Origin of the sequence: Pseudomonas sp. MF6396, assembly GCF_002018915.1 — a bacterium.
Taxonomy (GTDB): domain Bacteria; phylum Pseudomonadota; class Gammaproteobacteria; order Pseudomonadales; family Pseudomonadaceae; genus Aquipseudomonas; species Aquipseudomonas palmensis.
This window is the reverse complement of record NZ_MVOK01000010.1, coordinates 116,439-142,164: the sequence shown is the minus strand read 5'-3', so window position 1 is coordinate 142,164 and position 25,726 is coordinate 116,439. Positions and strand designations below refer to the sequence as shown.

25 protein-coding genes are annotated in these 25,726 nt (G+C 64.8%); 11 read left to right on the top strand and 14 right to left on the bottom strand.

Going from position 1 to position 25,726, the window contains the following annotated elements; genetic code table 11:
- Window positions 1–3: 3 nt before the first annotated feature.
- The 5 genes from MF6396_RS12725 to MF6396_RS12705 form a co-directional block, all read right to left on the bottom strand.
- Window positions 4–555, bottom strand: coding sequence for a hydrolase (locus MF6396_RS12725; RefSeq protein ID WP_078480495.1), 552 nt, complete (start codon window positions 553–555; stop codon window positions 4–6).
- A 117-nt stretch (window positions 556–672) separates the two neighbouring features.
- A complete protein-coding gene (locus tag MF6396_RS12720) occupies window positions 673–1,392 on the bottom strand; it encodes a thioesterase II family protein (RefSeq protein WP_043863047.1) in 720 nt (239 codons plus the stop codon).
- Between the two features lie 10 nt (window positions 1,393–1,402).
- On the bottom strand, window positions 1,403–1,627 hold the full coding sequence (locus MF6396_RS12715; RefSeq protein WP_043863048.1) for an MbtH family protein: 225 nt from the start codon (window positions 1,625–1,627) through the stop codon (window positions 1,403–1,405).
- Between the two features lie 122 nt (window positions 1,628–1,749).
- Window positions 1,750–3,096, bottom strand: coding sequence for an endonuclease/exonuclease/phosphatase family protein (locus tag MF6396_RS12710; protein ID WP_058541890.1), 1,347 nt, complete (start codon window positions 3,094–3,096; stop codon window positions 1,750–1,752).
- An 18-nt stretch (window positions 3,097–3,114) separates the two neighbouring features.
- The gene (locus MF6396_RS12705; protein WP_078480494.1) at window positions 3,115–3,969 is read right to left on the bottom strand and encodes a hypothetical protein; all 855 of its coding nucleotides are present in this window, start codon (window positions 3,967–3,969) and stop codon (window positions 3,115–3,117) included.
- A gap of 247 nt (window positions 3,970–4,216) precedes the next feature.
- Here MF6396_RS12705 and MF6396_RS12700 point away from each other — a divergent pair, with 247 nt between their 5' ends.
- The 5 genes from MF6396_RS12700 to MF6396_RS12680 all read left to right on the top strand — a co-directional run bounded on the left by MF6396_RS12700 (window position 4,217) and on the right by MF6396_RS12680 (window position 9,818).
- Entirely contained in the window at window positions 4,217–4,831 is a 615-nt protein-coding gene (locus MF6396_RS12700; protein WP_043863051.1) for a LysE family transporter, read from the top strand.
- 61 nt (window positions 4,832–4,892) lie between these two features.
- Window positions 4,893–5,903 carry an ABC transporter substrate-binding protein gene (locus MF6396_RS12695; protein ID WP_054915702.1) on the top strand — a complete coding sequence of 337 codons (1,011 nt, stop codon included), beginning with the start codon at window positions 4,893–4,895 and terminating at the stop codon, window positions 5,901–5,903.
- Window positions 5,900–6,745: an ABC transporter permease gene (locus tag MF6396_RS12690; protein WP_043863053.1), complete on the top strand. Its 846-nt coding sequence runs from the start codon at window positions 5,900–5,902 to the stop codon at window positions 6,743–6,745. Before MF6396_RS12695 ends, MF6396_RS12690 begins: the two co-directional genes overlap by 4 nt.
- Before the next feature lie 151 nt (window positions 6,746–6,896).
- Window positions 6,897–7,979, top strand: coding sequence for a hypothetical protein (locus MF6396_RS12685; RefSeq protein WP_058541888.1), 1,083 nt, complete (start codon window positions 6,897–6,899; stop codon window positions 7,977–7,979).
- 165 nt (window positions 7,980–8,144) lie between these two features.
- Window positions 8,145–9,818, top strand: coding sequence for an ABC-F family ATP-binding cassette domain-containing protein (locus MF6396_RS12680; protein WP_063612029.1), 1,674 nt, complete (start codon window positions 8,145–8,147; stop codon window positions 9,816–9,818).
- On the opposite strand, the gene MF6396_RS12675 is transcribed toward MF6396_RS12680, so the two are convergent.
- The gene (locus MF6396_RS12675; RefSeq protein WP_058541887.1) at window positions 9,729–10,259 is read right to left on the bottom strand and encodes a cysteine hydrolase family protein; all 531 of its coding nucleotides are present in this window, start codon (window positions 10,257–10,259) and stop codon (window positions 9,729–9,731) included. The genes MF6396_RS12680 and MF6396_RS12675 overlap by 90 nt on opposite strands.
- Window positions 10,260–10,634: 375 nt before the next feature.
- Here MF6396_RS12675 and MF6396_RS12670 point away from each other — a divergent pair, with 375 nt between their 5' ends.
- The 3 genes from MF6396_RS12670 (at window position 10,635) to MF6396_RS12660 (ending at window position 13,871) form a co-directional block, all read left to right on the top strand.
- The gene (locus MF6396_RS12670) at window positions 10,635–11,654 is read left to right on the top strand and encodes a branched-chain amino acid aminotransferase (protein WP_078480492.1); all 1,020 of its coding nucleotides are present in this window, start codon (window positions 10,635–10,637) and stop codon (window positions 11,652–11,654) included.
- A 170-nt stretch (window positions 11,655–11,824) separates the two neighbouring features.
- Entirely contained in the window at window positions 11,825–12,505 is a 681-nt protein-coding gene (locus MF6396_RS12665) for a response regulator transcription factor (RefSeq protein WP_078480491.1), read from the top strand.
- Window positions 12,483–13,871: a sensor histidine kinase gene (locus MF6396_RS12660; protein ID WP_078480490.1), complete on the top strand. Its 1,389-nt coding sequence runs from the start codon at window positions 12,483–12,485 to the stop codon at window positions 13,869–13,871. Before MF6396_RS12665 ends, MF6396_RS12660 begins: the two co-directional genes overlap by 23 nt.
- A gap of 77 nt (window positions 13,872–13,948) precedes the next feature.
- Here the strand turns inward: MF6396_RS12660 and cysS are convergent, their stop codons facing one another.
- Together cysS and MF6396_RS12650 are read right to left on the bottom strand one after the other, a co-directional pair.
- The gene (gene cysS, locus MF6396_RS12655; protein WP_058541885.1) at window positions 13,949–15,331 is read right to left on the bottom strand and encodes a cysteine--tRNA ligase; all 1,383 of its coding nucleotides are present in this window, start codon (window positions 15,329–15,331) and stop codon (window positions 13,949–13,951) included.
- Between the two features lie 10 nt (window positions 15,332–15,341).
- Window positions 15,342–17,045, bottom strand: coding sequence for a glutamine--tRNA ligase/YqeY domain fusion protein (locus tag MF6396_RS12650; protein WP_043863060.1), 1,704 nt, complete (start codon window positions 17,043–17,045; stop codon window positions 15,342–15,344).
- A gap of 236 nt (window positions 17,046–17,281) precedes the next feature.
- Here MF6396_RS12650 and MF6396_RS12645 point away from each other — a divergent pair, with 236 nt between their 5' ends.
- Complete coding sequence (locus tag MF6396_RS12645) at window positions 17,282–17,785, top strand: peptidylprolyl isomerase (protein WP_043863061.1); 504 nt, start codon at window positions 17,282–17,284, stop codon at window positions 17,783–17,785.
- Window positions 17,782–18,504: a UDP-2,3-diacylglucosamine diphosphatase gene (gene lpxH, locus MF6396_RS12640; protein WP_058541884.1), complete on the top strand. Its 723-nt coding sequence runs from the start codon at window positions 17,782–17,784 to the stop codon at window positions 18,502–18,504. Before MF6396_RS12645 ends, lpxH begins: the two co-directional genes overlap by 4 nt.
- A 76-nt stretch (window positions 18,505–18,580) precedes the next feature.
- Here the strand turns inward: lpxH and MF6396_RS12635 are convergent, their stop codons facing one another.
- From MF6396_RS12635 to MF6396_RS12615, 5 genes are all read right to left on the bottom strand, one after another.
- Entirely contained in the window at window positions 18,581–20,110 is a 1,530-nt protein-coding gene (locus MF6396_RS12635) for a DHA2 family efflux MFS transporter permease subunit (protein ID WP_058541883.1), read from the bottom strand.
- Window positions 20,107–21,309, bottom strand: a complete 1,203-nt coding sequence (locus tag MF6396_RS12630) for an HlyD family secretion protein (protein ID WP_058541882.1) — start codon at window positions 21,307–21,309, stop codon at window positions 20,107–20,109. Before MF6396_RS12630 ends, MF6396_RS12635 begins: the two co-directional genes overlap by 4 nt.
- Before the next feature lie 18 nt (window positions 21,310–21,327).
- Window positions 21,328–22,794 (bottom strand): efflux transporter outer membrane subunit, encoded by a 1,467-nt coding sequence (locus MF6396_RS12625; RefSeq protein ID WP_078480488.1) that lies wholly within the window; start codon window positions 22,792–22,794, stop codon window positions 21,328–21,330.
- The gene (locus MF6396_RS12620; RefSeq protein ID WP_058541880.1) at window positions 22,791–23,264 is read right to left on the bottom strand and encodes a MarR family winged helix-turn-helix transcriptional regulator; all 474 of its coding nucleotides are present in this window, start codon (window positions 23,262–23,264) and stop codon (window positions 22,791–22,793) included. Before MF6396_RS12620 ends, MF6396_RS12625 begins: the two co-directional genes overlap by 4 nt.
- Before the next feature lie 191 nt (window positions 23,265–23,455).
- A complete protein-coding gene (locus tag MF6396_RS12615; protein WP_043863067.1) occupies window positions 23,456–24,061 on the bottom strand; it encodes a tRNA-(ms[2]io[6]A)-hydroxylase in 606 nt (201 codons plus the stop codon).
- A 159-nt stretch (window positions 24,062–24,220) separates the two neighbouring features.
- Here MF6396_RS12615 and MF6396_RS12610 point away from each other — a divergent pair, with 159 nt between their 5' ends.
- A complete protein-coding gene (locus MF6396_RS12610) occupies window positions 24,221–25,087 on the top strand; it encodes a universal stress protein (RefSeq protein ID WP_043863068.1) in 867 nt (288 codons plus the stop codon).
- Between the two features lie 84 nt (window positions 25,088–25,171).
- Here MF6396_RS12610 and MF6396_RS12605 read toward each other — a convergent pair whose 3' ends face one another.
- A complete protein-coding gene (locus MF6396_RS12605; RefSeq protein WP_043863069.1) occupies window positions 25,172–25,639 on the bottom strand; it encodes a DUF1289 domain-containing protein in 468 nt (155 codons plus the stop codon).
- Between the last annotated feature and the right edge of the window lie 87 nt (window positions 25,640–25,726).

Here is a 25,726-nt window from a genome sequence, read left to right as displayed (position 1 = left end):
CCCTCAAGGTTGCTCGCCGACCAGGAAGGTCTTGCTGATGTGGCGAAATTTCTCGTGGCCGGCGCTGCCCAGCAGCTCGAACAGCACCATCTCGCGAGTCACGATCTGCGCGCCGGCATCACGCATGCGCTGCAGGCTGGCGCTCTTGCTGAGCAGGCTGCGGCTGTCGCAGGCGTCCTCCACCACGAACACCTGCCTGCCCAGCGCCAGCAGGCCGAGCACTGTCTGCAGCACGCACACGTGGGTTTCCATGCCGCACACAATCACCTGGTGGCGGGCCAGCAGGCTGGCGGGCAGGCAGTCGGCAGCCACGCAGGAAAAGTGCACCTTTTCCACCACCTCGGCAGCGGGCGCCGCCTCGAGCAGTGCCCCGACGGTGTGCCCGAGGCCCTTGGGATATTGTTCGGAAATCACCGTGGGCAACCCCAGTTCGGCCGTCGCCGCCAGCAACCAGCGGGTGCGGGCCAGCGTGCCGGCAGGGTCGCTGACCGCGCCGATGAGTTTTTCCTGAACGTCGATGACCAGCAGCGTGGCCTGGGTAGGGTCGATCAGCATTGCGTGCGCTCCATGGCGGGCGCCGGGGCGATGGGTGTCACCGCCAGGCGGCTTGCGGACAGAAACCCGGGCAGCGCGATGGCTGCCCGGGCCCGATCGGATGCTACCACGCGAGGCTCATGCGGTCAGGCGGTGCGGCTCCAGGGCCTGGCTGAGCACGCCCAGCACCTGCTCTTCATGCTCATGGATGAAGAAGTGCCCGCCGGGGAAGAGCGCCAGCGAGAAATCACCCTGGCTCTCCTGACGCCAGGCCAGCAACTGTTCCTGGGTCGCGCGATCCTCCTCGCCCCCGAGCACATGCAGCGGGCAACGCAGTGCCGGGCGCTGCCGATAGGCGTAGCGTCCGCACAACAGAAAGTCTGCGCGCAACACCGGTAGGGTCAGGCTCATCAGTTCCTCGTTGCCCAGCACTTCCTCCGAAGTACCGCCCAGGGTGCGCAACTCTTCGATCAGTTGCGGGTCGCTCTTGGGTTCGCGCCAGCTTTCGTCGTCGTAGCCTTCACGACGGGTCGGCGCCGCCGTACCGCTGGCAAACAACGCCACCGGCGGCGGGCAGCCCAGCGCCTGCAGCTCGTGCACCAGCTCGAACGCCAGCAGCGCCCCCAGGCTGTGCCCCAGCACCGCGTAGGGCTGGTGGGCGACAAGGCTCTGTTCGGCGGCCAGTTGCCGGGCCAGGGCCTGCATGTCGGTGTACAACGGCTCGCCAAGGCGTGCACCCCGCCCTGGCAGCTCCACCGGGCGCACGTTCAACCAGGCGGGCACCTTGCGCCGCCAGCGGCTGAAGACCATGGCGCTGGCACCCGAGTACGGCAGGCACAACAGGGTCAGTGACGACACGTGCCGCCCCTCACTGCGCCGCAGCGGTTTCGGCCATCTTCTGGCGCAGGCTCAGCGGGCGCATGTCGGTCCATACCTCATCGATGTACGCCAGGCACTCAGCCTTCAAACCGCTCTTGCCGACGGTGCGCCAGCCGTTGGGGATAGCCTTGTAGTCCGGCCAGATGGAGTACTGTTCCTCGTGGTTGACCACAACCTGGAACACGATATCGTCGCGATCGAATACGGAAGTCATTGCCTGTCTCCTTGGTTGAATGAGGCTCGTGGCGCGGGAGGCGTACGGGCGCTACTGGAGGAGACGAAGCGGCGTGCGGATAAATTAGCGACGCTGGGAAAATCCCGCGGCACCTGCCGGCGCTAGCAGTTGAAGGTCAGGTTGTAATGCACCGAGCGGTGGTCCGATGCCCCCGGCGCAGAGACGTTCCCCGGCGCCGGCACCTGCGAGGTGCCATTGGTCACCGCATAGTCCAGCATGTTGCTCGGCGCCACGCTGGGGTGGGTGCTGCCGCCCGCCAGCTCGATACGGGCGATGTCTTCGGGCGACACCCAGTTGCCACGCGTCGGCACCGGGGGAGTGGTCGGTCGCGGATCGCGGTTGAAATCCCCCAGCAGCGCGAACGGCGTATCGGTGTGCCAGCTGATCTCCCTCAACATGCGCGCGGCGTTGACGCCCCCGCCGGAAATGGCATGCAGGTTGAAGATCGCCAGCTCCGGCGTGTTGCCCGCCAGCGCTCGTCGCCTCACACGCACCCCCATGGCCGGGCGGTAAAGGGGCGGGCCCGCCACCGGCAATTGCCCGTCCGAGATGATGGCCAGTTGGCTGACCATGAACTCGCCGGGGTCAGGCATCACGATCGCCAGGTTCACCCGCAACCGCTGCACATCGAGGAAGTAGATCAGGTAGCGCTCGGGCCGGCTGCGGGTGCCGGCCTGCCAGCTGTAGACATGGATGTCGTGGTGACTGCCGAACTGGTCGGCCACCCGTTCGGTGCGGCTGAACACCGCAGAATGCGGGGCAACGCCGACCTCCTGCAGAACCACCACATCGTTGCTGCGCAGCAGCGGCAGGACCCCGGTCAACCATTTGCTCTCGGTGCTGACCGATGCGCCCTGCAGGTTCCAGGTGGCCACCCGTATCGGCACCTCAGTGCGCGCGCTGCGACCTATTTCGATCTGTGCCGAGGGCCCTGCAGTGTTCACTCGGCTGTGGTAGTAATCACGAATGCGCCCATGCAGGCGAATGTGCGCATGCCACGGGCCGAAGATGGCCATGACCCCGTGCTGGAGCATGCGCAAGGGGTCGCCAGGATCCAGCAGGTGTGGCCCCTGTACGCTCCTTAGGCCATTCATGACCAGGGCATGGTGCACACGGTAGAGCCCGATCATCACGCCATGACGATACAGCCCTGGCGAGGCCTGAAGATGCTGCAGCACCGTGGTGTCGCTGTACCAGCGGCGCAACAGGGTGGTCATGCATGCCCCATAGCCGGCCTGTGCCTCATGGTTGCTGCTGCGTATCAGGCGTGCCGAAACGATGTAGTTCAGGTAGACCAGGGTATGCACGCAGTCCCGGGGCCTGGCGGCGGCGAGCAGCGCCACCGCGTCCATGAACACCACGTCGACCTGCTCTTCGAACACAACGGCCGGCATGTCGGGCACCAGGTTGTTGTCGATGTACAGGCCAATGACACGGTCAACGGGCATGGGAACACCTCCACCGGGTCAGGCCTTCTGGAACAGCGCAAACAGCTCGCCATCGAGCACGCCCAGCCCCACCCGCTCGGTAGCGGCCAGGTTGCTGCTGACCGTTGCCGGGCTGAGGGCATTGCCGTCATAGGCGTATTGATAGAGCGCGCGACCGTCGGCATTGGCAATGCTGCGGGTGAAGGCGAGTTTGAGCAGCCCCGCGTGAACCGTCACACCCGGCATGAACGGGTAGGCCTGCTCGATGAACACCCGTGGCTCGGTCCAGGCCTGCTTGCCGTCGTACTTCACCAACAGGGTCCGACCATCGCCATCCTTGTAGAACAGGTGGATCAGGCCCTGGTAGACAATGGCGATCGGGTCGTCGGGGGTGGTCACCGCTACCCCCCTGGCCCTGAGCACCGGGCCATTGCCCCAGTTTTCCAGGTCTTCGCTGCTCAGGCACTCGATCTGCCTCGTGTGGCCGTGCCGATAGAAGGCGTGCAACCGCCCTTGAAACTCCACCAGCGACGGCGAGCCGTGCATGGGCTGACTCAACGTCATGGGCTCGAACCCCATGAGCGTGTCGTTGTAGGAGGCCAGGGTGTATTCACCCTGGTCATCGCTTCGAAACGCATGGACCTTGTCCTTGAACACAAAAAGCGCCAGTGACCTGCTCGGGGTCACCATCAGTGGCAGCACCGCCGGCGTCGTCCATACGTCGATGCCACTCACTTTCGCGACGAATTCGGCCACGTTGCCGTCGGCGTTGTAGGCGCAATAGAGCACGCCCCGGTGTACGACTACCCGGCAACCGCCAGCCACAGGCTGCGACTCGGTAGGGAAAGCACGGTTGAAGATGCCGTGCATGTTGGCTGCGTAACAAAGTTGCATCGCCTGCTCCAGAGGTACAAAGAGCCCCCAGTAGAACAGCGCAGCCCGGCCGGATCAGCCGGGCAAAGCCCAGCGTGTACGTGAGAAACCGGAAGTTGCACGGGCCCGGGCGTGACCTGCCGGGCTGGCAGCAGGCGCACATCGCTGTGCGATTGTTCGGGCCAGATGCACAACACGGGGTTCGCACCGGCGCAGCGCAGGCGTATCGTATGCACTCGAATCCTGATAGGTAACACGGAGTTTCCCCATGCTTGGCGTAACGGACTACGGTGCCTTCGTGATTGCCTTCCTGGTGCTGCTGGCGATCCCGGGGCCGGGCAATTTCGCGCTGATCACTGCCACCGGCAAGGGCGGCATCAAAGGCGGCCTGGGCGCCACCTTCGGCGTCATCCTGGGTGACCAGGTGCTGTTGTGGCTGGCCGTGGCCGGTGTGGCAGCGCTGCTCACCACCTACCCGGCAGCGTTCCATACCGTGCAATGGCTGGGTGCAGCGTACCTGGCCTACCTGGGCCTGCGCATGGCCCTGGCCAAACCCGGCAGCACGCCGGTACGGCCGATGAAGTCCAAGCACTACCTGCGCCAGACCATGATGATCACCCTGCTCAACCCCAAGGCGATCATGTTCTACATGGCGTTCTTTCCGCTGTTCGTCGACCCGGTCCGGCATCAGGGCTTCGTGACGTTCGGCTTCATGGCGGTGACCATTGCCGTGCTGACCTTCCTGTATGGCCTGGTGGCCGTGCTGCTGACCCACAACCTGGCCGCCCGCCTGCGCGCCAACCCCAAGGTCTCGAACCTGCTCGAACGCCTGGCCGGCATGTGCCTGGTGGGCTTCAGCATCAAGTTGGCGGTACTGCGCTAAACCCCTGGCGCGGGTCTACTACACTTGCCTGACCTTGAAGCGGCGCGGCAAGTGAGACGACATGAAGCGACTGACACAATTGATCGGCGGCGCCCTGCTGGCACTGGGCCTAGCCTCCCAGAGCCTGGCGGCGCCCGCTGCGGCCCCCATCCACTTTGGCGACATCACCTGGGAAAGCGGCAGCCTGACCACGCAACTGCTGCGCTTTATCGTCGAGAAAGGCTACGGCTACCCCACCGACACCCTGCCCGGCAGCACCGTGAGCATGGAGGTGGCGCTGGCGCGCAACGACATCCAGGTGATCGCCGAGGAGTGGGCTGGCCGCAGCCCGGCCTGGACCAGGGCCGAGCAGGCCGGCCAGGTGTTCAGCATCGGGGACACGGTCAAGGGCGCCGACGAAGGCTGGTACGTGCCCGCCTACGTGATCAAGGGCGATGAACAGCGCGGCCTCAAGGCACTGGCCCCGGACTTGCGTTCCGTCCAGGACCTCAAGCGCCATGCCCCACTGTTCAAGGACCCCGAGTCACCCGACAAGGGCCGCTTTCTCAACAGCCCCAGCGGCTGGACCTCCGAGACCGTCAACAGCCAGAAGCTCAAGGCCTACGGGCTGGACGGGCAGTACGTGAACTTTCGCAGCGGCTCGGGCGCGGCGCTGGACGCCGAAATCACCTCCGCCATCCGCCGTGGCAAGCCGGTGCTGTTCTACTACTGGTCGCCCACCCCGCTGATGGGCCGCTACGAGCTGGTGCGCCTTGAAGAGCCGCCATTCGACGCCCAGGCCTGGGCCACCCTCACCGACCCCGGCAACCCCGAGCCCAAAGGCACCCGCTCGCTGCCGGCCAGGCTGTCGATCGGCGTATCGGCGCCGTTTCGCGAGCAATACCCGGAGCTGGTGGCATTCTTCGCCAAGGTCGATCTGCCGATCGCCACCCTCAACAGCGCCCTGGCAACGATGAGCGAGCAGCGCCAGGCGCCGGACGCTGCAGCGCAGGCCTTTCTGAAGGCGAACCCGAGCATCTGGAAGGCCTGGCTGCCCGCCGAGGTGGCGACCAGGGTCGAGTCGGCCCTGTGAGTACGGGCTTTCCCGAGGCGCTGCACGTTTCGTTCGCAGACAGCGTCAATCGCTTCGTCGACTGGCTGGTGCTGGCCTACGGCGACCAGCTTCGGGCGGTCTCGGACGGGCTGCTGCAACTGCTGGTAGGGTTGGAAAACCTGCTGCGCGCCACGCCGTGGTGGTTGCTGCTGGCGCTGGTGGCACTGCTGACCTGGCACGCCACACGCAGTGTGCGGCGGGCGCTGCTGCTGAGCGGCCTGCTGTTTCTGATCGGGGTGGTCGGCCTGTGGGACAAGCTGCTGCAGACCTGCGCGCTGGTGCTGGTGAGTACCGGCCTGTGCCTCCTGATCGGCATTCCGTTCGGCATCTTGCTGGCCAGCCGGCCACTGGCACGCCGGTTGCTGATGCCGGTGCTGGACGTGATGCAGACCCTGCCCAGTTTCGTGTACCTGATCCCGGTGCTGATGCTGTTCGGGCTGGGCAAGGTGCCGGCGATCTTCGCCACCCTGGTGTATGCCCTGCCGCCGCTGGTACGCCTCACCGAACTGGGCCTGTCGCAGGTGGACCCGTCGCTGACCCAGGCCGCTCAGGGGCTGGGCGCCAACCGCTGGCAGCGCTTGCGCCGGGTGGCATTGCCGTTGGCGCTGCCGAGCATCCTGGCCGGCCTGAACCAGTCGGTGATGATGGCGCTGTCGATGGTGGTGGTGGCCTCGATGATCGGCGCGCGCGGCCTGGGTGAGGACGTGCTGGCCGGCATCCAGACACTGAACGTGGGCAAGGGGGTCGAGGCCGGGCTGGCCATCGTTGCGCTGGCGATCGTGATCGACCGCATCACCCAGGCGTATGGCAAGCCGCGGTGAAGCCTTCCTGGTGCAACAGCGTTGATCTGCACCGCCCTTTCAAAGTACTCGTTGCCGGATAGACCAAAGGGGCCGTTCAGCCCGCGCGCACTAAACGCAACTCGTCTACGCTGCTCAAAAGCCTGCCGGCACACTGAAAGGGAGTTCGAGCGTGCGAGCCTACCGTATCCTGTCCGCCGCAACACTGTGCCTGGTCAGTGCATCGGCCAGCGCTTTCCAACTGTCACCCTACGGCAAGGTGAACAATGGTGCCTACACTCGTGTCTTCAGCGAGGCGGTACACGAAAACCTGACCCTGGCATCGATCAGGCAGGCAGCGATTCCCGATGCCCTTAAAGCGGATCAGAACTTCATCGAAAGCCTCATCGCGGGCGCACGCTGGAACGATGATCCGCTGGGTTTCATGAAGACGGGTGTACCAGTGGATTTCTACCTTTCGTTCAAAGACTCGTGCAAGCGTTCAACACAGATCAATCCCACCTGGGACCTCATGTATCGCACCCACTGCGGCGACATGCAGTACCTTCACGCCATGGCCTCAAGCGCTCTGGAAACCACGACACAAACACGCGCCAGAATCATGATGTGGGCCGAATTCACATTCCGTGTTTCCACCGGAGAAATCCCCAAGAACCGCTACTTTCGCAGCGTGCCGCAACTGATGAGCCCCGAAGGTGGCGAGCAGTTCAGCCAGTCGCTCACCCACAGCAACACCCGACGGTTGCTATGGCAGCCCGAAGACCTTTTCAGCAAGAACTGCACGCGTATGCCCGCACTCAATGCAATGCTGCGAGGACACGGCTGGACAGAGTCGCGCTGTGACGATTCGCACAATGAGCATGCTGCCAGCACCATCCAGAACCTGGCGTTGGGCTCGTTACTGCACCTGCTGCAGGACTCCTTCTCCGACAGCCATGTACGGCGCTTCCCCCTGCATGATGAGCACGTCTCTCGGCTGGCAGGGGTGCAGGGCGTCGAACAGTTCGGCAACTATGCCAAACAGGACTCGAGCCGCCACAAGGTGGCAGACAGGCTGCCGGAAACGGCCAATGACGCCCAGCCGCTTGATCTGAAGCACCTCAGTGCACAGCTGATCGCACTCTCGGTAACAGGGCGCGACGGTACGGGCGCCGCGCAATGGGAGCAAGCCAGGCCGCTACTCGAACACGCCTTCGATATCAGCCGGGCACAACCCGTCTCGGGCGCGATAGGCTATGAAAAACTCGACCGGTAATGGCACTGGAGGGCCTTTACCGACTGCCGCTATCCCCTTAGACTACAGGCCTTTTCCCGCATCCCGAGGTATTCGTCCAATGCGCCATTGATGCCACCGTCGTTTCAGACGGCCCGTCTTCAGCCCCGTCACCGGGGGAAGCACCAGGCATCCTTGGAGGTTCGCATGACGAACACGTCATCCCTGACGCTGGACAGCGTCACCTATGCACTGCCAGATGGCAGGCTGCTGTTTTCCAACCTCACCGAACGTTTCGACCAGCGCCGCACCGGCCTGGTGGGGCGCAACGGCGTGGGCAAATCCATACTCGCACGCCTGATGGCCGGTCAGCTCGAGCCCAGCGATGGCCGCTGCCTGCGCCAGGGGCGCGTGCACTACCTCGCTCAACAGCCGATCACCTCCCGCACCACGGTCGCCGACCTGGCCCAGGTACGCCAGGTGATAGAAGCGCTCCAACGCATCGAGGCTGGCAGTACCGCCGCGAGCGACTTCGAGACTGTCGGCGAACGCTGGAACATACGCGAGCAACTGCACAGCCACCTGGCCCGCGAGCAGCTCGGCATGCTGCGCTGGGATCGCCCCGCCGAAACGCTGAGCGGCGGCCAGGCCATGCGCGTGGCACTGCTGGGTGCGTTTCTCGGCGACGCCGACTACCTGATTCTCGACGAGCCCACCAACCACCTGGACGCCCCCAGCCGCGCCGCCCTGATGATCATGCTCGAACGCTGGAACAAGGGGCTGCTGGTCATCAGCCACGACCGCATGCTGCTCGCCAGCATGCAGCGCATCGTCGAGCTGTCGCCCTCGGGCCTGCACAGCTACGGGGGCGACTACAGCGCATTCACCGCTTGCAAGGCCCGCGACACCGAACTGGCCGAGCGCAATCTCGAGCGTCTGAAGCTCGAACGCCAGCGCCAGGCCCGCGACCTGCAGCGTCAACACGAGCGCCTCGAACGCCACCAGGCCAGGGCCGGCCACGAGGCCAGGCACAGCAACCAGGCGAAGATCCTGCTCGACCGTCAACAGCAACGCAGCGAGGCCACCGCAGGCAGGCAGCAGCGCAACCACCTGGCCACGCGCCAGGCCATGGACGCCCAGGTGCGTGAAGCCGCTCAACGCCTGGACCCACAGCAGCCGGTGGTACTGCACGCGCCGGCACGTCAGTTGCCGCCAGGCAGCCAGATCGCCTGGCTGCGTGACCTTGAGCTACCCCACATCGAGCATCCGCACGCGCTCGACCTGGTGCTGTACGTCGGCCAGCGCCTTGCCCTCACCGGCGCCAACGGCAGCGGCAAATCCACGTTGCTCAAGGTGCTGGCCGGGCAACTGCCGCCTAGAAAGGGTGAATGCGAGACCCGCGCCAGCGTGGCGTACCTGGACCAGCAGTGCAGCCTGCTCGACCCGAGCGTATGCGTGCTGGAGCATGTGCGCGAGGCGTGCCGTGAACTCGACCAGAGCAGCGTGCGCACCCGATTGGCGCAACTGGGCCTGGATGCAGACCGCATCACCCTGCCCAGCGGCCTGCTCAGTGGCGGCGAACGGCTCAAGGCAGCGCTGGCCGCGGTACTCTACAGCGACCAGCCAGCGCAATTGCTGTTGCTCGACGAACCCAGCAACCACCTCGACCTGCCATCGTTGCAGGCCCTGGAACAGATGCTCTGCCAGTATCAGGGGACCCTGCTGGTGGCGTCCCATGACCTGGTGTTCCTGCAACACCTGCAGTTGCAGGGGCAGCTGTGCATGCCGCAATCAGAACTGCACGGCTTCGGTGACGCACAAGGTGGCAAAACCACTGCCCAGGGTGAGGTTGTGATGGGCGACGATGGCCTCGGCGCCTAGGCCGGGGGTATCCATGCAGGTGTGCGCGTCGCTGACCAGTACCGGGCGCACGCCCAGCTCGGCAGCAACGCGGCAATTGGTATCGACGCAGTACTGGGTTTTCATGCCGACCACCACCAGCTCTTCAACGCCCGCCTGCTGCAGCCACTCACGCAGCGGCGTGTTCCAGAAGGCACTGGGCCGGAACTTGTCGAACACACGGTCGTATTGCTCGTCTACCTCCAGCGCCGGGAGCAGTTGCCAGGGTGTGCTGCCGGCCTCGATCGGCGAACCCTGCGGGCCGGTGTGGCGCGCGACGAATATCGGCGCCCGGGCCGCCCGTGCGGTGCCGATCAGGCGGTTGATGTTGGCCAGTATCCGATCGCCCTGCCAGGGCTGTTCGGGGCCATGGAACAGGCCGACCTGCATATCCAGAATCAGTAACGCGCGCCGTACGGGCATGGTGTCTCTCCTTAAGATGCCAGCCGGACGCGCCAACCAAAAGGCCCCGTCCATTACTGGCGGGGCCTTGGGTGACCTGCTGCGTTCGCTTTACACAGCCACCCATCGCCCGCCGATGGCGGTCGTGGTGGTGCGGGTCGAGGTCAACAGGTCGATATTCATGTCACGCACAATGCTCCACGAGCCCTGCGTCGGTCAAGCCCATGGCGGCGCGACCACTCACGCTCGTCACGCCGGACCTGAAGCGCTGGCGGCCGGGCACCGGCGCAATCGGCATCTGCCCGTTTCCGATCTGCACGGGATGTATTATCGTGGCTGCTTGCGCAATATGCGTGGCCTGACCATACAGGCATTTGCCAACCGATCGAGGGTGCCATGAGTAACGAGAGCATTAACTGGGACAAGCTGGGCTTTGACTACATCAAGACCGACAAGCGCTACCTTTCCTACTTCCGTGATGGCGAGTGGGACAAGGGCACCCTGACCGAAGACAACGTACTGCACATCAGCGAAGGCTCCACCGCGCTGCACTACGGCCAGCAATGCTTCGAAGGCATGAAGGCCTACCGCTGCAAGGATGGCTCGATCAACCTGTTCCGCCCCGACCAGAACGCCCTGCGCATGCAGCGCAGCTGCGATCGCCTGCTGATGCCGCGGGTGCCGACCGAACAGTTCATCGAGGCCTGCAAGCAGGTGGTCCAGGCCAACGAACGCTTCGTACCGCCGCACGGCAAGGGTGCCCTGTACCTGCGTCCGTTCGTGATCGGCGTGGGTGACAACATCGGCGTACGCACCGCGCCGGAGTTCATCTTCTCGATCTTCGCCATCCCGGTTGGCTCGTACTTCAAGGGCGGCATGACCCCGCACAAGTTCCTGATCTCCGATTTCGACCGTGCCGCGCCCCAGGGCACCGGCGCCGCCAAGGTCGGTGGCAACTACGCAGCCAGCCTGCAACCAGGCTATGAGGCCAAGAAGGCCGGCTTTGCCGACTGCATCTACCTCGACCCGCTGACCCACAGCAAGATCGAGGAAGTGGGTTCGGCCAACTTCTTCGGCATCACCGCCAACAACGAGTTCGTGACCCCGAAATCCGCCTCGGTGCTGCCGGGCATCACCCGCCTGTCGCTGATGCAACTGGCCGAATCGCGCCTGGGCCTGAAGGTGATCGAGGGCGACGTGCTGATCAACCAGCTGGACCGCTTCAGCGAAGCCGGTGCCTGCGGCACCGCTGCGGTGATCACCCCGATCGGCGGCATCCAGTACAACGGCAAGCTGCACGTGTTCCACAGCGAGACCGAAGTCGGTCCGGTGACCCAGAAGCTCTACGCCGAGCTGACCGGTATCCAGAGCGGTGATGTCGAAGCGCCGGCGGGCTGGATCGTCAAGGTCGCCTGAATGCATCGCGGGTCAAGCCCACTCCCACAGGTTCATCGCAACCTTGTGGGAGCGGGCTCGACCCGTGACTGGCTGCGCAGCAGCCCTTTTTCAAGATGAATTTTTCTTTAACCCGGGCACCGCCTATTCTTTGGCACAATCGAGTCTCCACACGCCGCCCAGGTAAGAGCATGCCCCGCGTACTGACTATCGAAGACGATGCCGTCACCGGCCAGGAAATCGTCGCCGAACTCTCCAGCCACGGCCTTGAGGTCGACTGGGCCGACAACGGTCGTGAAGGCCTGGCCAAGGCAATCGCCGGCGGCTACGACCTGATCACCCTCGACCGCATGCTGCCCGAAGTCGACGGCCTGACCATCGTCACCACCCTGCGCAACCTCAAGATCGCCACGCCGATCCTGATGATCAGCGCCCTCTCCGATGTCGACGAACGCGTGCGCGGCCTGCGCGCCGGTGGTGACGACTACCTGACCAAGCCGTTTGCCTCCGACGAGATGGCGGCGCGCGTGGAAGTGCTGCGGCGCCGCAACAGCGTGCCGATGGCCCAGACCCGCCTGCAGGTCGCCGACCTGGAGCTGGACCTGATAAGCCACGAGGCCCGGCGCGGCGAGCAGACCCTCAACCTGCTGCCCACCGAGTACAAGCTGCTGGAATTCCTGATGCGCCACGCCGGCCAGGTCATCACCCGCATGATGATCTTCGAGGAAGTCTGGGGGTACCACTTCGACCCCGGCACCAACCTGATCGACGTGCACATCGGGCGTCTGCGCAAGAAGATCGACGCCGCCGGGCAAACCCCGCTGATTCGCACCGTGCGGGGCTCCGGCTATGCCATTGCCGAACCCGTCTAAGGGCTGGAGTTCGTCCACCAGCCGCCTGCTGGCGCTGTACAGCTTTCTGTTCGTGGCCTGGAGCAGCATCCTCATGGGGGTGCTGTACTTCGAGGTGTCCGGCTACCTGAACAAGCTCACCCGCCATTCCCTGTTGCAGCGCCAGCACCTGTTCGCACACATGAGCGGCAAGCAGCTCGACGACGCCCTGATCGCCAGCCAGGCCTTCGACGAACGCAGCTTCGATGCCTACGGGCTGTTCGACGCGCAGTTCAACCCACTGGACGGGCAGATCCGCCAGATCCCGCCCGAGCTGGGCCTGGATGGCAGGATCCACGAGCTCAGCCGCTGCCTGGACGCCGACGACCCGCGCATGCCAAAAGACAGCTGTGATGCCGTGGCGCTCAAGGTGCGCGATGGCCGCTGGCTGGTGCTGGTACGCGACAACGGTTCGCTGTTCGTGGTCACGCGGATCATTCTGCATGCGTTGCTGTGGGGGCTGTCGCTGACCATCATTCCCGGCATCGCCGGCTGGTACCTGCTGCGTCGCCGCCCGCTCAAGCGCATAAGGGCGATCCAGGCCAGTGCCGAGCTGATCGTGGCCGGCGACCTCACCCACCGTCTGCCGCTGTCGTCGCGCCGTGACGAACTGGACATGCTGGCAGCCATCGTCAACGCCATGCTCGACCGCATCGAGCGGCTGATGCATGAGGTCAAAGGCGTGTGCGACAACATTGCCCACGACCTGCGCACCCCGCTGACGCGCCTGCGGGCCCAGCTGTACCGGATCCGCCAGCAGGTCGGCGACGACTCGATCCAGGCCGACCAGATGGACCAGGCCATCAGCGAAACCGACACCCTGATGGCGCGTTTTCGCGGGTTGCTGCGCATCAGCGAACTGGAAGACCGCCAGCGCCGTGCCGGCTTCGTCGAGCTGGACCCGCGTGCCCTGCTGGTAGAGCTGCATGACTTCTACCTGCCGCTGGCCGAGGACGGCGAAATTCGCCTGACCCTGGTGCTGCCCGACCAGTTGCCGGCGCTCAAGGGCGACCGCGAGCTGCTGTTCGAGGCCCTGGCCAACCTGCTGGGCAATGCCATCAAGTTCACCCCGGCCGGTGGTCAGGTGCGGATGCGAGCCCGTGAAGACGCCCAGGGCGTGCTGATCGAGGTGGAGGACAGCGGGCCGGGGATTCCGGCGGACGGGCGCGAGGCCGTGCTCAAGCGGTTCTACCGCAGCGAGGAAGGTCATCGGCACAACGGGTTCGGGCTGGGGCTTTCGATCGTTGCAGCGATCGTCGACCTGCATGGATTCGGACTGGAGGTGGGCGCAAGTGAGCTGGGTGGGGCGCGGCTGGTGTTGCAGTGCAGGCCGCAGGCGGCCAGTTAGGGCCCTTTCGCCGGCAAGGCCGGCTCCTACAGCAACCTGTGCAGGAGCCGGCCTCGCCGGCGAAAAGTTCAGCGCGATCAGTCAGCCAGACGCCAGGTCGTCGTGCCCTTGCCGTCTTCCAGCACCACGCCCATGGCGGTCAGCTGGTCGCGGATGCGGTCCGATTCGGCCCAGTTCTTGTCGGTACGTGCCTGCAGACGCGCCTGGATCAACGCCTCCACTTCAGCCGCATCGACCTTGCCTTCGGCGCCCGCCTGCAGGAAGTCGTCGGCCTCCAACTGCAACACGCCCAGCAGCTCGGCCAGCTCGCGCAAACGGCCCGCCAGGCCAGCGGCCACCTCAGGCTCGGCCTCGCGCACGCGATTGATCTCGCGCACCAGGTCGAACAGCACCGCACAGGCTTCAGGCGTGCCGAAGTCGTCGTTCATGGCCGCGGCAAAACGCTCGACATACGACTCGCCACCTTGCGCGGCCACGCGCGGCAAGCCGCGCAGCGCATGGTAGAAGCGCTCCAGTGCGCCCTTGGCTTCGCGCAGGCTGTCCTCGGAGTAGTTGATCGAGCTGCGGTAGTGGCTCGACACCAGCAGGTAGCGCACCACCTCAGGGTGATACTTGTCGAGCACGTCGCGAATGGTGAAGAAGTTGTTCAACGACTTGGACATCTTCTCGCCATTGATACGGATCATGCCGCAATGCATCCACGCCTTGGCGTACTGCTTGCCGGTGGCCGCCTCGCTCTGGGCAATCTCGTTCTCGTGGTGCGGGAACTCCAGGTCGTTGCCGCCACCATGAATGTCGAAGCTCTCGCCCAGGCAGCAGGTCGACATCACCGAGCACTCGATGTGCCAGCCCGGACGGCCCGGGCCCCACGGCGATTCCCAGCTCGGCTCGCCGGGCTTGACGCCCTTCCACAGCACGAAGTCGAGCGGGTCCTGCTTGGCCTCGTCGACCTCGATGCGGGCACCGATGCGCAGGTCTTCGATCTTCTTGCGCGACAGCTTGCCGTAGCCGACGAACTTGCCGACGCGGTAGTACACGTCGCCGTTGCCCGGCGCGTAGGCATAACCCTTGTCGATCAGGGTCTGGATCATCGCGTGCATGCCGGCGATGTGGTCGGTGGCACGCGGCTCCTGGTCCGGCGGCAGGATGTTCAGACGGCGCTCGTCCTCGTGCATCGCGTCGATCATGCGCGCGGTCAGCGCTTCGAACGATTCGCCGTTCTGGTTGGCGCGGTTGATGATCTTGTCGTCGATGTCGGTGATGTTGCGCACATAGGTCAGGTCGTAGCCGCTGTAGCGCAGCCAGCGCGTGACCAGGTCGAACGCGACCATGCTGCGCCCATGGCCCAGGTGGCAGAAGTCGTACACGGTCATGCCGCACACGTACATGCGAACCTTGTTGCCATCGAGCGGAACGAAAACTTCCTTGGTCTTGCTCAGGGTGTTGTAGATGCTTAGCACGTAGAGTTCCTTAGCTGCCCCACGAATCGCGCAGGGTCACGGTGCGGTTGAACACCGGCTTACCCGGCGTGGAGTCTTTCAGGTCGACGCAGAAGTAGCCTTCGCGCTCGAACTGGAAGCGGTCTTCGGGCTGGGCCTGGCCCAGCGAAGGTTCCGCACGACAACCGCTCAGCACCTGCAGCGAATCGGGATTGATGTTGTCAAGGAAGCTGCCGCCGTCGTCGGTCTTCTCGGGGTTGGCCGAACGGAACAGGCGGTCATACAGACGTACTTCGCACTCGACGCTGGCCGCGGCCGGCACCCAGTGGATCACACCCTTGACCTTGCGGCCTTCGGGGTTCTTGCCCAGGGTGTCGGGGTCGTACGAGCAGCGCAGCTCGACGATGTTGCCCTCGGCATCCTTGATCGCCTCGTCGGCGCGGATCACGTAGCTGCCACGCAGGCGCACTTCACCGGCCGGCTCCAGGCGCTTGTAGCCCTTGGGCGGCTCTTCCATGAAGTCGTCGCGGTCGATGTAGATCTCGCGGGCGAACGGCAGTGCACGCACGCCCATGTCTTCCTTGGGGTGACGCGGCAGTTCGAGCTGCTCGACCTGGCCTTCGGGATAGTTGGTGATGACTACCTTCAGCGGGCGCAGTACGCACATGGCCCGTGGCGCGGTGCGGTCCAGGTCGTCACGGATGCTGAATTCGAGCATCGACATGTCGACCACGCCGTCGGAACGGTTGGTGCCGACCATCTCGCAGAAATTGCGGATAGACGCTGGGGTGTAGCCACGACGGCGGAAGCCCGACAGCGTGGACATGCGCGGGTCGTCCCAGCCCTGTACGTGCTGCTCGTCCACCAGTTGCTTGAGCTTGCGCTTGCTGGTGATGGTGTAGTTCAGGTTCAGACGGCTGAACTCGTACTGGCGCGGCTTGCACGGCACCGGCAGGTGGTCGAGGAACCACTCGTACAACGGACGATGGCTTTCGAACTCCAGGGTGCAGATCGAGTGGGTGATGCCCTCGATGGCGTCCGACTGGCCATGGGTGAAGTCGTAGATCGGGTAGATGCACCAGGTGTCGCCGGTCTGGTGATGATGGGCATGGCGGATGCGGTACAGGATCGGGTCGCGCAGGTTCATGTTCGGCGAGGCCATGTCGATCTTGGCGCGCAGCACGCGCTCGCCATCCTGGAACTCGCCGGCCTTCATGCGCGCGAACAGGTCGAGGTTTTCCTCGACGCTGCGCTCGCGGAACGGGCTGTTCTTGCCCGGCTCGGTCAGGTTGCCGCGGTACTCGCGGGCCTGCTCCGGGGTCAGGTCGCACACATAGGCATTGCCCGACTTGATCAGGTCGACCGCCCACGCGTGCAACTGCTCGAAGTACTGGGAGGCATAGCGCACCGGGCCGGTCCACTCGAAGCCCAGCCACTTGACGTCACGCTGGATGGCGTCGATGTACTCCTGGTCCTCTTTGGCCGGGTTGGTGTCATCGAAGCGCAGGTGACAGGCACCGCCGAATTCCTGGGCCAGGCCGAAGTTCACGCAGATCGACTTGGCGTGACCAATGTGCAGGTAGCCGTTGGGCTCCGGCGGGAAACGGGTGACGATGCTGGTGTGCTTGCCCGAATCCAGGTCGGCCTGCACGATCGGACGCAGGAAGTTCACAGGGACGGCGGGCGCGCCTTTGGCAGCGGCGTTGGGAGCGTTGTCAGCGGTGGGCTTGCTCATAGGATCCTTGAAATACCGGTACACGGCCCGGGTAGGCCGACTGAATCAAAGCGCTTATCATAGCCCAAGCGCCCGAGCTGCCGACAGGGCAGCGCCGACAAACTGGCGCTATATTCGGCTGGCCGGGCAAAAAAACTGCCGTGACGTGCGTATCGTGGCCTGTAAACTGTGCGTCAGGGTTACTACGCGATCCTGCGCACCCATTTCTTGAATGCCTGAAAAGCGAGAATTTGAGCATGACCCAAGTCAAACTGACCACCAATCACGGTGACATCGTCATCGAGCTGAACGCCGAGAAAGCCCCGATCACCGTGGCCAACTTCATCGAGTACGTCAAAGCCGGTCACTACGAGAACACCGTGTTCCACCGCGTCATCGGCAACTTCATGATCCAGGGCGGCGGTTTCGAGCCGGGCATGAAAGAGAAGAAAGACAAGCGCCCGAGCATCCAGAACGAAGCCGACAACGGCCTGAGCAACGACAAGTACACCATCGCCATGGCCCGTACCATGGAGCCGCATTCGGCCTCGGCGCAGTTCTTCATCAACGTCGCCGACAACAGCTTCCTCAACCACAGCGGCAAGAACGTGCAGGGCTGGGGTTACGCAGTGTTCGGCAAAGTCACCGAAGGCACCGACGTGGTCGACAAGATCAAGGCCGTTGCCACCGGTTCCAAAGCCGGCCACCAGGACGTGCCAGCCGAAGACGTGATCATCGAGAAAGCCGAGATCATTGGGTGATACTGCTGATCTCCGATCTGCACCTGCAAGAAGAACGCCCGGACATTACCCGGGCGTTTCTTGATCTGCTGGCCACCCGTGCCCGCAGCGCGCAAGCGCTGTACATTCTCGGGGACTTTTTCGAGGCCTGGATCGGCGACGATGCCATGACGCCCTACCAGGCGTCGATCTGCCAGGCCTTGCGTGCGCTGAGCGACACGGGCACCCAGGTGTTCCTGATGCACGGCAACCGCGACTTCCTCATCGGCCAGGCGTTCTGCAAGGCCGCAGGCGCCACCCTGCTACCCGACCCCAGCGTGGTCGAGCTGGGCGGCGAGCCGGTGCTGCTGATGCATGGCGACAGCCTGTGCACCCGTGACGAAGGCTACATGAAGCTGCGCCGTTACCTGCGCAACCCCGTGAGCCTGTGGGTGCTGCGCCACCTGCCGTTGCGCACGCGGCACAAGCTTGCGCGCAAGCTGCGCAGCGAAAGCCGCGCGCAGACGCGCATGAAGGCCAATGACATTGTCGATGTGACGCCCGAGGAGGTACCGCGGGTGATGCAGCAGCATGGCGTGCGCACCCTGGTGCATGGGCACACCCATCGCCCGGCGATCCACAAGCTGGTGGTGGGCGATGCGCCGGCGCGGCGTATCGTGCTGGGCGACTGGGATCGCCAGGGGTGGGCGCTGCAGGTGGATGAACAAGGGTTCCAGCTGGCACCCTTCGACTTTGCCTGACCCCTTCGCCGGCAAGGCCGGCTCCTACAGGTTTTGCGTAATCCTGTAGGAGCCGGCCTTGCCGGCGAAGCCTTTTTCAGTGCCCGGCCGACGCCGGCCCGGCCTTGGCCGCGAACGGCGGCTTGGCCAGCCACACCAGCAGCACCAGCCCGACGAACACCCAGCCCATCAACGTGAAGTAATCCACCGTCGACATCATGTACGCCTGGCTGTTGAGCATCTGCTCCAGCTGCGCATACGACTGCCCGTTCGCCCCGCCCAGGTGGCCGAGCATTTCACGGGTGGCCGGCTCATAGGTACTGATGCTTTCGCTCAGGTACGCATGGTGCTGGTCGGCCCGGCGAATCCAGATCCAGGTGGTCAGCGACGCGGCAAAGCTGCCGCCCAGGGTCCGCAGGAAGGTCGCCAGCCCCGAGCCGTCGGCGATCTGCTGCGGCGGCAGGTCCGAAAGCAGGATGCTCAAGGTGGGCATGAAGAACAACGCCACGCCGATACCCATGAACAGCTGCACCAGGGCGATGTGCTGGAAGTCCACCTCGTTGGTGAAGCCGGCCCGCATGAAGCAGCTGGCACCGATTGCCACGAACGCCAGCCCCGCCAGCACGCGCAGGTCGAACTTGTGCGCGTACTTGCCCACGAACGGCGACATCAGCACCGGCAGCAGGCCGATCGGCGCCACCGCCAGCCCCGCCCAGGTGGCGGTGTAGCCCATCTGGGTCTGCAGCCATTGCGGCAGGATCAGGTTGATGCCGAAGAACCCCGCATACCCACCCACCAGCACGATGGTGCCGATGCGGAAGTTGCGGTGGGCAAACAGGCGCAGGTTCACCACCGGATGCTTGTCGGTCAGTTCCCAGATGATGAATACCGCCAGGAACACCACCGAAATCAGGCTGCCGATGACGATGAAACTGGACTCGAACCAGTCCAGGTCATTGCCCTTGTCGAGCACGATCTGCAATGCCCCCACCCCGACGATCAGGCTCAGCAGCCCGATGTAGTCCATCGGCTGGCGGCTGGTGCTCACCGGACGGGTGCGCATCTGCTGACGCACCACGGCGGCGGCGAACAGGCCGATCGGCACGTTGATGAAGAAGATCCACGGCCAGCTGTAGCTGTCGGTGATCCAGCCACCGAGTATCGGCCCGGCAATCGGCGCCACCACGGTGACCATCGCCAGCAGCGCCAGGGCCATACCCCGCTTGGCCGGGGGGTACACCGCAATCAGCAGGGTCTGGGTCATGGGGTACAACGGCCCGGCCACCACGCCCTGCAACACGCGAAAGCCGACCAGCTCGGGCATCGATTGCGAGATACCGCACAGGAACGACGCCAGCACGAACAGCAGCGTGGCCCAGATGAACAGCTTCACCTCGCCGAAGCGCCGGCTCAGCCAGCCGGTCAGCGGCAAGGCTATCGCGTTGCTCACCGCGAACGAGGTGATGACCCAGGTGCCCTGCTCCGAACTCACCCCCAGGTTGCCGGAGATGGTAGGCAGGGCGACGTTGGCGATGGTGGTGTCGAGCACCTGCATGAACGTCGCCAGCGACAGGCCGATGGTGGTCAGCAGCAGGCTTGGCGGGGTGAACGAAGCCTGCCCGCTCATCGCTGCGCAGTCTTGCCGCTGGCGGCGCTGTTGTCATGGATCAGGCGCGCGATCAGGGTATCGGCCTCCACCAGCTGGCGGTCGTACACCTGGGTGGCGAACGAGGCTTTCTGCGGCGGCTGTTGCGCCAGCACCGGGCCGCTCTGGTCGTGCAGGTCGACGTCGACCTGGGTCGACAGGCCGATCCGCAGCGGGTGTTCGGCCAGTTGCTCGGGGTTGATGTGGATCCGCACTGGCACGCGCTGGACGATCTTGATCCAGTTGCCGGTGGCGTTCTGCGCCGGCAGCAGGGCGAAGGCGCTGCCGGTACCGGCGCCCAGGCTGTCGATGGTGCCGCTGTACTTCACGTCGCTGCCGTACAGGTCGGCAACGATGTCCACCGGCTGACCGATACGCATGTTGCGCAGCTGGGTTTCCTTGAAGTTGGCGTCGATCCACAGCTGATCCAGCGGAATCACCGCCATGGTCGCGGTGCCCGGCTGCAGGCGCTGGCCCAGTTGCACCGTGCGCTTGGCCACATAGCCGGTGACCGGCGCCACCAGGGTGGTGCGGGCATTGTCCAGGTAGGCCTGGCGCAGGTCGGCGGCGGCAGCCTGCACTTCGGGGTGCGAGGAGACCACGGTGTCGTCGACCAGCGCGGTGGTGGTGTTGAGCTGCTGCTGGGCATTGCTCAGCGCGCTTTGTGCCGATGCCAGGTCGTCACGGGCGTGGGACAGCTCCTCCTGCGAGATCGCCCCGCCGGCGGCCAGGGTCTTGCGTCGGTTGTAGTTTTCCTGGGCCTTCTGCAGCTCGGCCTTGCGCGCCCCCACCTGGGCCTTCTGCCCGTCGACGTTGCTGTAAAGCCCACGCACCTGGCGCACGGCGCGCGCTAGCTTGGCCTCGGCGCTCTGCAGGCCGACCTCGGTGTCGCTCGGGTCGAACTGGATCAGCACCTGGCCGGCGTGCACCAGGTCGCCATCGTCGGCGCCGATGCTGGTGACGGTGCCGGTGACCAGCGGGGTGATTTCCACCACGTTGCCGTTCACATAGGCGTCGTCGGTGTTTTCGCTCCAGCGCCCGTAGAGCTCGTGCCAGGCCCACACACCGGCGCCAAGCACGAGTACGAGCACCAGCAGCCCGAGCAGCAGCGTCTTGCGCTTGCGCTGATTGTTGAGGTCCTGCTCGGTAGGGGCAGTGTCCGGGGAGGATGCAGTGGCCATGAGAAATACCTTGGCGTTTTATTGATTGCGGGAAGTCGAGGGCAATGCGGCGGCCTGGGTGTCGGCCTGGTAGCCGCCCCCCAGCGCCTGCATCAACTGGATCGACAGGTCGATCTGTTCGGCGTTCAGTTCGGCCAGCTGACGCTGCGACTGCAGCAGCTGCTGTTCGATGCTCAACACATCCAGGTAGTTGCCGATGCCGGAGCCATAGCGCTGCATCACGGTGTCGTAGGACTGCTGGGCGATGTCGGTGGCACGTTGCTTGGCTGCAATCTGCTGGCCCAGTGCATGCAGCTGGTCGATGCTGTCGCTGACCTCGCCCAGTGCACGCACCAGGCTCTTGTTGTATTGCGCCACGGCCACGTCGTAGTCGGCATCACGGGCATCGAGGTCGGCGCGCAGGCGCCCGCCGTCGAAAATCGGCAGCGACACGGTCGGGGCGATGTTGAAGAAGCGGCTGGGCGCGCCGAAGATCGCATCACCCAGCAGTGCCTGGGTGCCGGCGGCGGCGCTCAGGTTGAGGTTGGGGTAGAAGCGTGTCTTGCTCGCATCGATCGACTTGCTCGCCGCCTCGACCCGCCAGCGCGCGGCCACCAGGTCCGGACGCCGGCCCAGCAACTCGGCCGGCAGCACCGAGGGCAGCGCCACCGCAGCAGGCTTGAGCACATTGGGGCGGGCGATCTGCTGGCCACGGTCGGGGCCCTTGCCCAGCAGCACCGCCAGCGCGATCTGCGCGCTGCGCAGCTGCTTCTGGGCATTGATGGCCTGCTCCTGGGAGCTGGCCTCCAGGCTTTCGGTCTGCTGCAGCTGGTACTGGCTGTCGATACCCGAGGCCAGCCGGCGCTGGCTGAGTTCGAGCATCTGGCGGGTACGCTTGAGGTCTTCCTGGGTCAGGTCGTTGACGATGTGCGCCTGGCCCAGCTGGCTGTAGGCACGGGCAACGTCGGCGGCCAGGGTCAGTTGTGCGGCCTGGCGGTCCACCTCGGCGGCACGGGCCTGGCCCAGGGCGGCTTCCCAGGCATCGCGTTGCCCACCCCAGAGATCGAAGGTGTAGTTGAAGGTCGCGCTCAGGCTGCGCAGGGTGGAGTAGCTGCCGCCCTGCCCCGTCGGGTCCTGGTCACGGGCCAGGCGCGAGCGGCTGACCCCGGCGCTGGCATCCAGCGTGGGCATGCGCTCGGCGTCGGCAGCGTAGGCCGCGGCGCTGGCCTGATGGGCACGGGCGCTGGCAACCTGCATGTCGGGGCTGTCGCGCAAGGCCTCGCCGATCAGGCTGTTCAGTTGCGGGTCGCCAAGGCGGGTCCACCAGTCGCCCTTGGGCCAGGCCGCAGGCGACAGGGCAACGCCGCCGAGGGTCTTGCCAGCCTGCAGGTCGGCGGCGCCGAGGCGCCGGCCCTGGGTATCGAGGCCACTGTAGTTGGCGCAACCGGCCAGGCTCAGGGTAAGCACCAGCAGGCTTGCACCGGCACGCAGGGCTCGTGGTTTCATTGGGCCTCCACGCGCAGAGCGGTGACGGCATCGCCGGCCGCCAGCAGCACCTTGGTCAGGATCTTTTCCAGGGTCTTGAGCTCGTCCGGGGTCAGCACGCCAACCAGCTCGTTCATCGCCGAGGCACCGATCTGGGGCAACTGGCCGGCCAGCACATCGCCATCGGCGGTGAGCTCCAGGCGTACCTGGCGGCGGTCCTGCGGGCAGCGGCTGCGGGCGATCAGGCCCTTCTGCTCCAGACGATCGAGCATGCGCGTCATCGACCCGCTGTCCAGGCTGAGGAAACGGCACAGTTCGGCGGGGGTATCGACCCCGTACTGGGACACGATGATCAGCACCTTGAACTGCGCGGCGGTGACGCCGAAGTCCTGCAGGTGGCTGTCCAGAATGCGGTCCTTCACCAGTGCGGCGCGCCCCAGGAGCATGCCGATGGTGCAGGACTGGAAGTTTTCGGGGGTGAAGTGCTGCATGAAGAGAGATACCTGCTTAGGCAGTGGATGCCGCAGATATTACTGCTCAGGCAGCGAATGGCCAAGCATTAATTAGCTTGCTTTCTATTTGGTCGACAAAAGGAGGTATTGCGGCGCCCGTATCGCGGGCCAAGCCCGCCCCCACAGGATGGGTCATCAGCCTGTGGGCGCGGGCTTGGCCCGCGATGTTTTCAGGCCGGCACGCCGCTATGGAAGCGAAACTCCACGTCCGGCGTGGTGATCAGTTCGGCTTCCACCTCGCGCACCCGCTCCACGGTGCGCTCCACATCCGCCGCCTCGCCATACTGGTACGCCAGCTTCAGGTACCCCTGGTAATGGCGCGCCTCGCTCTTGAGCAGCCCGTGGTAGAACTTGCCCAGTTCCTCGTCCAGGTGCGGCACCACCGCAGCAAAGCGCTCGCAGCTGCGCGCCTCGATGAACGCGCCGACCACCAGCGTGTCCACCAGCTTCACCGGCTCGTGCGCGCGCACCACCTTGCGCAGCCCCGAGGCATAGCGCCCTGCCGACAATGGGCGCAAGGCCACCTTGCGCTTCTTCATCAGGCGCAGCACCTGCTCGTGATGCACCAGCTCCTCGCGGGCCAGGCGCGACATCATGTTGATCAGGTCGACATGCGTGTTGTACTTGGCAATCAGGCTCAGCGCCGTGCTGGCGGCCTTGAACTCGCAGTTCTTGTGATCGATCAGCATCGTCTCCTGGTCGGCCAGGGCGGCATCGACCCAGGCATCCGGGGTGCGGCAGGCGAGGAAGGCTTCGATTTCGGGAATAAGGGACATAGGCTCACAAACGGGCATGGGGTGTCGACAAGACCGGCGATTATACCGGCGGCAGTGGCGATCACCAGTGACTATGCTTGATGCATATCAACATCCACCGCATCCGGGGCGCCGACTATAGTCAGGCATCGCATGCCATTGTCGAAGGAGTTCTCCCTCATGCTTTTAGAAGTTCGCAGCATCCTGGTGGTGCTCGACCCCGACCACGCCCACAGCAAGGCCCTGACCCGCGCCAAGCTGATCGCCGGCGTCACCAAGGCACGCCTGCACCTGCTGATGTGCGACAAGAAGCAGGACCACAGTGCCCTGCTCAGCCTGCTCGCCAGCCAGTTGCACGACGATGGCTACGACAATGTCACCTATGAGCAGGCCTGGCACGACACCCTGCACGAGTCGATCATCGACGTGCAGAAAGCCGAAGGCTGTGAGCTGGTGATCAAGGAACACCGACCGGAAAACGCGCTGAAGAAGTTCCTGCTGACGCCTTCGGACTGGAAACTGCTGCGCCAGTGCCCGTGCGCGGTGCTGATGGTCAAGACCGAGCGCCCCTGGACCGGTGGCGTGATTCTGGCGGCGGTGGACGTGGGCAACGACGATCAGGAGCATCGCAAGCTGCACGCCAGCATCATCGACCACGGCTATGCCATTGCCAGCGTGGCCAAGGGCAACCTGCACGTGATCAGCGCCCACCCCTCGCCCATGCTCTCGGCGGCGGACCCGGTGTACCAGCTCAAGGACACCATCGAGAAGAAGTACCGCGACGAATGCGCTGCGTTCCAGGCCGAATTCGATATCGCCGACGATCGCCTGCATGTGGCCGAAGGCCCGGCGGACGTGCTGATTCCGCACACGGCTAAAAAGTACGAAGCCGTGGTGACGGTGATGGGTACGGTGGGGCGTAGCGGGATCACCGGTGCGCTGATCGGCAACACCGCCGAGGTGGTGCTCGATTCGCTGGAATGCGATGTGCTGGTGCTCAAGACCGAGGACCAGGTGAAGCACCTGGACGAGCTGGCCAGAGGCTGAAGACCCCATCGCGGGTCAAGCCCGCGCCCACAGGGTAAGCGATGATCCAGTGGGCGCGGGCGTGACCCGCGATGGGAACACCGCTTAACCCAGCGCATCCTTGAGAAAGCCCGGCGCGATGTAGCGCTGATAGTGCGCCTCGGACAACAGAAAGAATTCCCGATCGATGGCATCGCGCAGCTCGGGCAGCTCCCAGTCGCGAAACTCCGGCAGCAGCACCATCCCGTACGCTTCCAGCTCGCGGATCACCCGCGCGCCCCGCGCAATCAGCTGATAAGCCCAGCAGTACTCGGACTGATGCGGCACGAATCGAATCTTGCGCAGCTCCAGCTGGCCGCGCAGCTTGTCGGCGTCGAACACCTCCAGCTTGGCCGCCATCACCTGCACCAGCAGGTGTTCCAGGCGCAGCCACACCGCACGCTTTTCATCGTCGTTGTAGCCGTTCCAGTGGATCACCTCATGGTGAAAACGCTTGCACCCGCGACACACCAGGTCCCCGTAAACCGTGGAACACAGGCCGACACAAGGCGTTTTTATTGACTGATTGGACATGAAAGATTCAACGGCATGGCGATGGAACAGACGGCCATGTTAGCCCTTTGTCTAACGGGGGTCACGCCGTAAAGTCGTTGCAATCGC